The following is a 10,483-nucleotide window of genomic DNA, read 5'->3' as shown; positions in this document are numbered from 1 at the left end:
TATCGTTAAGTTTTAATTATTCTTGAATATTTTTCAGTTCAACTCTCACGTTTCAATGAGTTTTTCCATTTTCATTGCTCATTTCCGGCGTTGTGCTTAATTCTTTCCGTTTCAACTTATAATTCCGTCATTGTGCTAAAATCTCACGTTTCAATGAGTTTTTTACGTTTCAACTTTCTATTTTCGGATTCATTGCTCAACTCTTTCTGCTTTAATTTTCTTTCAATAGAGTAGAAGTAGTTTTCAAGCTTTTTTATCTCCATAATTTTTTCGGCTTGTGTCTCAGACAGTTTGATATTTTAAACTCATAAAACTCAAATTAGGAATTTCAGCCTGAAATTCCCCCATTTTACCCAACGGTTTCGTATATGAAAAGTAGCGGTTTTAAAGCACGAACTTTTCAGCTGTATACAAATATACAAAAAAGCACAAGCCTTTTAGACTTGCACTTTTTCCGCTATTTTTTATATACATTGTTGTAAGCAGTTATTTTCTCTCTTTTCTTTCTTCTATGACTTCTTTCAATATATTTATTCCATTAATAGCTGATGGAAAACCTGAATAGACTGTCATTAAAAGCATAATTTCTTTAATTTCGGTTTTGGTAAGTCCGATGTTTAAACCTGCATTGATATGGAATTTCAATTGAGGTTGTGCATTGCCTAATGCTGTCAAAGCTGAAATAGTTGAAATTTGTTTGTGTTTAGGGTCGAGGTTGTCTCTTGAAAAAATATCGGCATATCCATACTCCAATGTGAATTTCACCAATTCAGGTGAAAAATCATTGTAAGCATTTTTTAATCTGTCCACTTGCAAACTGTCCAATTTTGATAGTTCTTGTTCTCCTGATTTTAGTCGGTCGATTTGCGTTGTGTCAGTTGCCGTTTTACCTATTTCGTCCTTAATTCCGTGTTCTTGTCGTTCTTTTAAAACTTCTTTTAAGGCGTTCATTCCGTTAATTGCACTCGGAAAACCTGAATAAACGGACATTTGTAAAATCACTTCTTTGACTTCGTTTATTGTACTTCCTGTATTCAGAGCTCCGTTGATATGGACTTTTAATTGTGGTTGGGCGTTTCCCATTGCAGTCAAAGCTGCGACAACAGCAATTTCTTTGGATTTTAAATCCAAGCCATTTCTTGTGTAAATATCCCCAAAAGCGTATTCTATTATGAAAGTTCCCAAATCGGGCGAAATATCTTTAAGACTTTCAATTACTTTTTCTCCCGCCTCTCCGTCAATCTCTTTTAGTTTTTCCCAACCTCTTTCAAATCGTTCCCTTTTTGTACTATCCATTTTTTTTTGATTTTCTGTCTGACCATATCCATTTACGACAATGAATAAAGTGAGTATTAAAATTGTTAAATTATTCATTCTGTTTTTAGGCAAAACTAATGGTTGAAAGAAGTTTCTGTGCAGGACTTTTTCCTGAATTTCAGGTGCTTTTAAATTCTGTGGGCGAAAGGTTTGTTTTCTGTTTAAATAATCTTGAAAAATAGGAACTGTCCTCAAAACCAAGTTGAAAAGCGATTTCCTTTACCGATAAATCAGTAAAGTAGAGCAATCGTTTAGCTTCCGTTATTTTCTTTTCCAAGATGATTGTTTTAGGACTTTGTCCGTAATGTTTCTTGCATATTTCGTTGAGTTTTTTAATGGTTAAATTTAATCTTGAAGCATATTCATCTACGGAAGTATTTTCGGAAATGGTGTCCGATACTAATTTTGAAAATTTTAAAATGGTTTTTGATTTAATTTCCTTGTTTTGAGGGTTTTCATTTGACAACCTTTTTAATTGAAGTAACAAGTATGAAATTCCCTGAACTATTATTTTTTCGCTCAATTTGTCATTCTTCTTAAATTCTTCGATGAGATTTTCAAATAAAGGTTTTAGAAGTTTTATAGCCTTATCGGATAAATCAAAAAAGGGTTTGTCTACAAAATCTGTTATTTCTTTTAAAAAATGTTTGTCAAAAACGATAATATAACCATTAGAATCTTTTGAATAGGACCAATTATGAACCTGTTTTGGTTGCATCAAAAAAAGCCTATTATGTTTGATTTCGTATTCCTCAAAGTCGATTACATTAATTCCTGTGCTTTTTGTAAACCAAACAATCGAATAAAAATCGTGTCTATGTGGCCATTCAACATTTGGGTCTTCCGTTCCCTCAAAAGTTCCTACGTAGAAAAACTTTTCTTTTGGGTTGGATATGATAATGTCCGATATGGAATATTCTTTCAGCAAGAGGTTGATTTTAATTGCTTACAACGTGTTTGTATAAGCCAAGTTGCGATTTTTGTGTTACAATTTTTCTTTGTTAAAAATAATAAAATTAGTATTAAGAAACATTCTATTTTACGAAATTTAGCAATTTGGTTTATACAGTGTTGTACACTGGCTTTTTTAATCGTTGGTGTTTTAATTTTTCTGTTTTGTTGAAGGTTGTAAGCTCTTTGGCAAACTGTGGCGAAGCGTGGCTCGTGCGAGTTTGCCAATGTGCTTACTCTTGGGAAACTATTAGCTTCTTACAAATTTCCCTAATGATTCTAACAACTGTGGATTGTCTTCTAATGCAATTTTTGCTACTGCATAAAACTCTCTCATCCAATCGTCAAGTTCTCCGAATGCGGTATCTTTCAGTTTTGTTGCATCTTGACTTTCTCCTTTTTCTTTTAAATACTCGGCTCTGTTGGTTTCTAACTCTGCAATTAATGTAACTGTGTCTTGTAATTCGGTTGGAGTCACTTTTAATCGTGCTAGTTTGGTTTCAATTTCATTGTCTCCAATAGCTGTTGAATAAAATTTCTTAACCGCTTCTAACCATTTTATATAAGCTTGAGGTAAACTCCCTTTTAAACCTAAATTTTTCAATGTTGTTTCATCTTTTCTAAAAACTACTTTTCCTTTCTTACGATGTAATCCATAAACTTTAACTAAATTCTCTTTAGAAGTTGAGAATTTATTGTAAGCTGTTACAGTCTCGTTGTCTTCTGTTTTATTGTTATTATAAGCTGTTTGAGTTTTTGTTAATAAGGTTTTTCCTTCTGTTAACAAAGTTTGATCATATCCAAACTCTGCCATAACTGAGGAGATTTCAGATTGTTTTTCAACGTTTTCAAATGATACTCGGTACTGTTCTAAAGCCTCTGCTTCAGATAATGTTGGTCTTGTTGCCATATTTTTTTGCAATTTTTAATTAAACTTGTATTTATTGCGTACTTCTTGTTGATACTCGCCAGTATTATATTTTTCTTTTTCTATTGCTTAAAGCTTTTGGTGTGTTGCTTAAAGCCTTTCTCCGATTGCTTAACGTTATTTATGCGTTGCTTAAAGCACTTCTTCTGTTGCTTAATGTCATTAACGTATTGCTTATAGCTATTTATTAGCTGCTTAACGTTAATGTTCTAATTTTTACTGTTTACTGTAATGATTTAAAGGAAGTTTTCTTTTCCTTTAGCAATTTGTTAAACAAATATATGAATTTGTTGCTAATTTGTTATAATTTATTCAAAATGTGTATAGCTTCTAACGTTGGCTTAATTCAAATTGTTCTTAAAACTTTCAATAACATTATTTGTATAGTTTCTCATATCATCAAAATTTTCACTAACCATAGTTACATCAACAAATTCGTTTAAATCGTAAGGTTTAATATTTACATCATAGTTGTTAGATTTACTTCTTACAATAGAAAAATCGAAAAACTCTCTTACGTCTTGATGAATTGTAGGTGCAACAAATGATAAATACTTTATTAATCTATCATCAAATTCCTCATTTGAATATAAATGTCTAATAACATTTGCAGTTTCGTGATTTAACTGTTGAGTCTTATTTCTTATTAGTGTAACTTCTATTAACCAATAAAGCTCTTTAGAGAAAATTTCAATATCTCCTTTGTTTCCTGGTGCGTGAGAGTATGGTTTTCCAATATGGTCGGCTTTGTAATTTGGTCTTATAGCATATTCCTTACCATATTTTAAAGCAATTAAAATTGATATGAAAAACTCCAATTTTAATGGTTCTGGTATTTCTTTAAACTCATCTATAACTGTTCTTCTTGTTCCAATTTTCTCAATACTTTCAATAATTATTTCTTCGTTTATTCCGTAATCTTCTATTATACTGTAAATTTTGTTGACATATTGTTCTCCGTCAATAACGTCTTCTTTTCGAAACGAAGTAATCAGTTCAAACAATTCGTCATTTTGAGTGTCTAGTTTTTCAAAATATTCAATTGCTATCGACTTTTCTGAATCACTTAATTTAAAGTCAAATTTTAAAAGTTTCTCAATATACTTGAGTTTACTTTCGTTGATTTGAATTAATTTTTTACCAGTAAAACGTATAGAAATAAAACCTGATATTATAAATACTCTTCGAACAACATCAGGATAATCTTGAGTTATTGTTTTAAATTTAGTATTGACTTTGTATTCTTTTTTTACAAATTCGTAAACATCATCATAGTCTTTGAATTTGTTATTTTTTATTAATTCAAGAAACGCGTTAACATTTCCATTTGTACTAAACATTGCAACAATGAATTGGTCATAGCTTAAAGATTTACCCTCTTTTTTTAATTCAATTAGGACATTTAATATAAATACGAAAAAATTAAAATCATTACTTACATTGCGATAAGGATTTTTACGATTGTACTTTATTGCTTGAATAGAGAAGGCTTCTTGTTCGTCAATTTCTGAAGAAATTAATTTTTTACAAATTTCTGAAAGCTTAAAAGCTTCATTGTACCGAGCGTAGACAAAACCTAATTCTGAAGGCGTTCGCATATATGTCCAAAAGCGAGAAGTATAACCGGCAGGAAAACCACCATCTGCTCTCCGAGTGCTATTTACTTCGATAACTTGGTCTTTGATATCTTCAAGTTCTGTGTTTTCGGTAATTTCAATTTCTTCACTTGAAACTATACCATTGAGATAGAGTTTAGAAACTATTTTTAGCAGATTTTTATCATTAAGTATTGTTCCTTCAAATTCAGAAACAGCACTCAATATTTCAATATATCTTTCAGGGTTTCTAACTGCTGTTTCAAAAGCCATTTGTTTATGAGTTGGCTTTCTTTTTATTCTTTCTTTTGCCATTTATTAGGTATAGGTTTCTGTTGCTCTCACTGTTTTTTTAGAAACAGATTTATTTGGTTGATAATTAGTTATTAAAACTTCCCTAAATTCTTTATTAGAATTGTCGTGATAACTGATGTAATTACTTTTTATATCTAATGAATAATAATTTTTGCTCCACTTTAAAAATTGTTCGTTTATTTTTCCTTTATAATGTGTTACATTTGATATTGCAAAATTTATATTTTGTACATCTAAATATACGAGAAATTCAAGTAATCTTTTTTCTGTTTCTTGGTTCCATAATTTATTATACTCGCTGAATGTAATTAAATATGGTGGATCAAGATATATGAAATCATCTTTTTGAAAATTTATGCTATCAAAAAAATCAAGAAAATCTAAATTATGAAATGTAGTTTTCTTCTTTTTGATTAAATAAAAATAATTATTTAATGCAGTTAAAGTGTTTTTGTTAAAATCAACATTACCAACAGGTAGATTATATTCTCCTTTTGAGTTAAATCTTAACATACGATTAAAACCATAAATCAATAGAATATATAAATGAAGAGTTGTATTAGTTTTACCAGAATTATAGTCTTTTTTTAGTTTATTAAAACCTTCTTTGTTGAATTTTGCATAGTACGTTTTTTTCCATTTATCTCTCAATTCTTGAGGAACAATGTCTTTTATGTAAGAATGTGATAATTTATATTCTTGAATTATTTCAAACACATTTTTGAAGAACAAATCAGGATTTTCGGCTTGTTTTTCTAAAAAGTTATGAATCTCAATAACTTTTGAGTCAATATCGTTCAATAGATATTCGTTTGCACTAACATTGAGGAATACTGAACCTCCACCAGTAAATGGCTCAATAAAACGATTTATCTTTTTAGGAAAATATTGACTAATTTTTGGATATAGTTTATACTTATCTCCAACATAAAATAATGGTGAGCGAAATACGTTGTTTTTATTTGTCATATTTTTTTGTTAGAAATAAAAATTCTTTATGGTCATTAAATTCTGTTTTACCTGTATTGAAGAATGTATGAGATTGTTCAAATATTTTTGTTTCTCCAATATTTTGTAAAATTTCTACTATTTCTTCATATTTAATTTTATTGGCTGATGATTTGCTTTTTGATTTATATGTATTATTATATGAAACTGCTAAATATTTTACATCTAAATTTTCAACTAAATCTTTAAAAGTGTCTTTTGCTTCAACAGTACAATATTTACTCATATTTTCTGGTTCAGGTTTTAGAGCAACTCCATATAATTTTGGTTTTTTCCATTGAACAAGATTCTCATAAATATGGTAAAATCTGCTATACTGTCTTGAATTGTATGGTGGGTCAATATATGCAATATCTCCTTTGATATTTCTTGCTAATTCATTAGCATCTTCTTGATATATTTTTGCTCCCTTAAAATCTGATGTCTCAATTAATCTAAAATTCAAAGGTCTTTTAGTGATTGGCTTTTTGATGTAAGCATCAAAATGACCTACAGTATTTGCAAGCCTGTCAATAGTATAAATTAGGGAAGTAAGCAAAATTGCATATTCTCTTGAGTTGAGTTCATTATTCTGTTTTTTCTTTTCAATATCCTGTCTTATGAAGCCAATTTGCTTTGAAATTTCTTTTTCATAAAATTTTCCCCCAAAGTTTTTTGAGAAGTAATTTTCTCTAATTGATTTTGGGTTTAAAGTATTGTATTCATTAGCTAATTCAACAAGTTTACTTGAATTCCATTTTAAAGTTCCGTAAAATGCTTGGTATGTAATGTTATTAGAGTAGAGTATGTCGTTTAGAATTATGGTTTTATATTTTTCCATTGCAGATTTAGCAACAATAGAAGTGCCTGAAAATATATCAATAAAAGTTCCATTTCCTTCGGTTTCAGACTCTATAATTTCCATTATCCAATCTGTCAATTTTGCCTTGTTTCCAATATATCTTCTGCTTTGTAGCTGAAACTTTTCTTGATTTTTATAGTCATTGAAAAGATTTAAGCCATATTTTAATTTTTGTTCCGCAAGATGAAAACCTTCAAGCCCTAAATCCTCATTTTGAACTTCATAGATTATTTTATCACTAATCAGTTGTCTAATTAAGTCGTTTTCGCTGTAACTATAAAATTCAGCTAAACTCTGTACCTGAATTTTTGTTGGAAGTCGTTTGCCTGTTTCTATTCTGCTCAATGAGGTGTAGTTAATAGAAGTTTTATCTGCAACTTCTTGAAGATGAAATCCTTTTGTTTCTCGTATTTCTTTGAGAGTATCTCCAATTGAAATTATTGTATCCAACATAATTTGACTTTTTTTGTCAAATATAAAAATATTGTTTGGTTAATCAATTCGAGCGTTGGAAAATTTTAGCTCTTTTGGTTTTTCAGCGTTGGTTTTATGCGTTGGCAAAAACCAAATGTGCTAAAATATGCGGCTGGATTCAAGCTTGTGTACAACGGTCTCGGCTATGAGTAGTTGCGTGGGTTAGCTCTTAACTTTGCAAGTACACACCAAGCTGAAAATCCTCGCGGATTTTCAGAAGTAGGCGATAACAAGCAATTACTTATAGCCATTGTTGTGCAACGTATTTTAATCATCAGTTTTTTTTAGTTCACCCCAAGTATATTCCGATTTTCCCGCAATTCCTTTACCATCTTCATTAAACGAATATTGAAAGCCGTGTTTAATCCATTCGTTATTGTCGTAAATCATACCATATACGAATTTAATATTACCATTATCCCAATATTCCAATTCTGCTTTATATTTTCCTTGCCCATCTAAATCTCCATTTTCTTTATACCATTTCCAATCGCCAATTCTGATATTCCCAAAGTAATTTTTAATTCCGTTCTTGAAACTATCAAAAAATTCTCCACTAACTTCTATTTGTCCGTTTTCATAATATTTTTGGTATTTACCGATTAGTGAATTATTAAACATCATAGGTGTAATGAAAACTTCTTTTATCTGATTTTCTGAATTTGAAAAATATAGAGTTGTTTTCGTCTTTAGTTTTTTAATTTTATCTAATTCATCAAAAAATGTTTCTTGTTTAGCAACTAATCGACCATATTTTGTGTACGAATTTTTAATCCAGCCATCATTTAACATTTCTCCAATTTGTTCAACCCAACCATCATCTCCGTCTGGATGATATTTCCAATAAACTGACACTCCATCTTCATACTTATTAATTTCTGTTAGTTCACCTTTTTCATCCCATTTTTTTCTATCACCATCTTTTAAACCCATAGAATAATTTTCGTCAATTAATAAATTCCCATTTTCATCATAAAATTTATAGTTTCCATTAAGCAAATTTCCGCCACTTCCACCTTTTGTAGATTTTATTTTGGAAAATTCTGTGTACCAAAAATATTCTTTATCTTCTTTATAATTATGTTGTTCGTTACCAAGATTAATATTAAAAACTTCAACTCCATTTTTATATTTTATAGTAATTTCTTTATTTTCTTTAGAGTTTAAGGAAGTATTGTTAATCATAGGTTTACTTTTGTACAAATCAATAATATATTCAAAAGCATTTTTTAATTTAGGTTTCAGATTTTTTTCATCAATTGATTTGTCAAGCACAAAACCACATTCATCAGTAACGTCATTTAAAGTTACACCATCTTTATAGTCAAATTGCGTAATAATTGACTTCTCATTGTTTTTTATTCTTATAGCTAAATTGTAATTAGATGTTCGATTATTAAAATGAATACTATTTATTTTATTTACTGGAATTAAATATTGAGCTTTAAAAGAAGCATATGAGCGAGATGTTTCCTGTGAGAGAAAACAATGAATATAATCAATTTCCTTTATTCTTATTATTTCTTTAATATTTGCTTTGTGTTTGATGGCATCATTATTAGAATCAAGCGTTTCAAATTGATACTTTACAAATATGCTGTTAATCCAATCAATAGTTTCTTTTATTTCTTTGTCAAAATCAACATTTTCTTTATTTTTTTTGAAAGAAAAATCATTTATAATTAATTTGTTGTTTTCAATCTCGATTTTGCCTAATTGACTTAAGGCTGACATACCAAGCAATAAAGGTGCATTTTGTTCGTGAACAATTGTTGCCTTTACATTTTGGATTTTTAAACCCGCAATTTCAATTTCTCTTAATATAATATTAGTTCCTTCGTTTACATCTCCATTTGCAATTTGATATTTTACAGATTCCTTAATATCATTTTCACCTAAAAGACCTTGTTTAATCAAAAAAGTTGCTTCAGTTAATGAGATAGTCACATTCGATGCTCCAGTGTCAAAAATAAAGTTCATAGGTATTCCATTAACTTTACAAGGAACTGTATAAACACCGTTTGTTCTATCTAAATTAATTGTGGTTTGAGCAAGAACTTCGTTTGTAGTGAAGATAATTAATAAAAAAAGTATAATTTTTCTCATAGTGTTCGGTTTTTGAGATATGTTGCACAACGGGTTTGTATATGGCTTCGTTGTGGGAAAATCAGCAAGATTTTTCCGCCGAAGCGATTTTGATTATAAATATAAGGAATTTTTCGATTAAAAAATTCCGCCACAATGAGCTATATACGTTGTTGCCTAAAGTAACCATTTCAAATCATATCTAATTTTTCATTATTAAGCAGAATTTTAATTAATTCATTGTTCAAATTTAATCGATTCATTTCTCATACCTGATGGTTTCAATTCTCATTTTTCATTCCGTGATATTTCTCAAATTCACTTGAAAGAAGTTGTAATTTTTCAGTTTACTAAAATGATGAAAAGCAACTAAAACAATCAAAAAATCTTTCTTTTGAGTTTTATTTATCAAGTTTAGTACTAATTATAAAAAGAAAACGAATTATCTAAAAAATCAATCGTTGAGAATTTTTCAGTTTAGTAGAAATGATAAAAAACAACTAAAACAGTCTAAAAATCATTCAAACGAGTTCGTTTTTATCGGTTTAGTAGAAAATAAGCTTAGAAAACTAAAAATAAGAGAAAAACTCCCACGAAACGAAAATTAAATCAACTTAACGAATTCAACTCATTAACTTTCTCAATTTAGCAGGATGATAAAAGTAGGAGAGAAGAGTTCTCAGAGCAATTCTCAGCCGGAGCAGAATTTTAGTTTTGGAAGAAAACTACTTAAAAAATTCATTCCGGAATAATGCTCAAAATCGGACTAATTTTCAGCTTTAGTAAATCATTATTTTTGAAGAAAAATTTCTCTGCCAAGTTCCAATCTCGTTATTTTAGGCAACGGGTTTGTATATGGCTTCGTTGTGGGAAAATCAGCGAGATTTTTCCGCCGAAGCAATTTTGATTATAAATATAAGGAATTTTTCAATTAAAAAATTCCGCCACAATGAGCTATATACGTTGTTG

General features: G+C 29.3%; 7 protein-coding genes. All 7 read right to left on the bottom strand.

Going from position 1 to position 10,483, the window contains the following annotated elements:
- Positions 1 to 486 precede the first annotated feature (486 nt).
- Positions 487 to 1,296 (bottom strand): carboxymuconolactone decarboxylase family protein, encoded by an 810-nt coding sequence (locus tag HGB55_RS14170; protein ID WP_247649232.1) that lies wholly within the window; start codon positions 1,294 to 1,296, stop codon positions 487 to 489.
- A gap of 139 nt (positions 1,297 to 1,435) precedes the next feature.
- Complete coding sequence (locus HGB55_RS14165) at positions 1,436 to 2,245, bottom strand: AraC family transcriptional regulator (RefSeq protein WP_168817609.1); 810 nt, start codon at positions 2,243 to 2,245, stop codon at positions 1,436 to 1,438.
- A 273-nt stretch (positions 2,246 to 2,518) separates the two neighbouring features.
- A complete protein-coding gene (locus HGB55_RS14160) occupies positions 2,519 to 3,178 on the bottom strand; it encodes a hypothetical protein (protein WP_168817607.1) in 660 nt (219 codons plus the stop codon).
- A gap of 359 nt (positions 3,179 to 3,537) precedes the next feature.
- Complete coding sequence (locus HGB55_RS14155; RefSeq protein WP_168817605.1) at positions 3,538 to 5,106, bottom strand: AlwI family type II restriction endonuclease; 1,569 nt, start codon at positions 5,104 to 5,106, stop codon at positions 3,538 to 3,540.
- Between the two features lie 3 nt (positions 5,107 to 5,109).
- Entirely contained in the window at positions 5,110 to 6,075 is a 966-nt protein-coding gene (locus HGB55_RS14150; protein ID WP_168817603.1) for a Dam family site-specific DNA-(adenine-N6)-methyltransferase, read from the bottom strand.
- Complete coding sequence (locus tag HGB55_RS14145; protein WP_168817601.1) at positions 6,065 to 7,408, bottom strand: DNA adenine methylase; 1,344 nt, start codon at positions 7,406 to 7,408, stop codon at positions 6,065 to 6,067. Before HGB55_RS14145 ends, HGB55_RS14150 begins: the two co-directional genes overlap by 11 nt.
- A 288-nt stretch (positions 7,409 to 7,696) precedes the next feature.
- Positions 7,697 to 9,535 (bottom strand): retropepsin-like aspartic protease, encoded by a 1,839-nt coding sequence (locus HGB55_RS14140; RefSeq protein ID WP_168817599.1) that lies wholly within the window; start codon positions 9,533 to 9,535, stop codon positions 7,697 to 7,699.
- Positions 9,536 to 10,483 lie beyond the last annotated feature (948 nt).

The organism is Lutibacter sp. B1, assembly GCF_012524075.1.
GTDB lineage: Bacteria > Bacteroidota > Bacteroidia > Flavobacteriales > Flavobacteriaceae > Lutibacter.
This window is presented reverse-complemented; position numbering and strand designations above follow the sequence as displayed.

Bases quoted from the DNA above. Each gene is read 5' to 3' on its own strand.
- HGB55_RS14150 (WP_168817603.1), bottom strand. From the start codon at position 6,075: ATGACAAATAAAAACAACGTATTTCGCTCACCATTATTTTATGTTGGA.
- HGB55_RS14160 (WP_168817607.1), bottom strand. From the start codon at position 3,178: ATGGCAACAAGACCAACATTATCTGAAGCAGAGGCTTTAGAACAGTAC.
- HGB55_RS14170 (WP_247649232.1), bottom strand. From the start codon at position 1,296: ATGGATAGTACAAAAAGGGAACGATTTGAAAGAGGTTGGGAAAAACTA.
- HGB55_RS14155 (WP_168817605.1), bottom strand. From the start codon at position 5,106: ATGGCAAAAGAAAGAATAAAAAGAAAGCCAACTCATAAACAAATGGCT.
- HGB55_RS14140 (WP_168817599.1), bottom strand. From the start codon at position 9,535: ATGAGAAAAATTATACTTTTTTTATTAATTATCTTCACTACAAACGAA.
- HGB55_RS14145 (WP_168817601.1), bottom strand. From the start codon at position 7,408: ATGTTGGATACAATAATTTCAATTGGAGATACTCTCAAAGAAATACGA.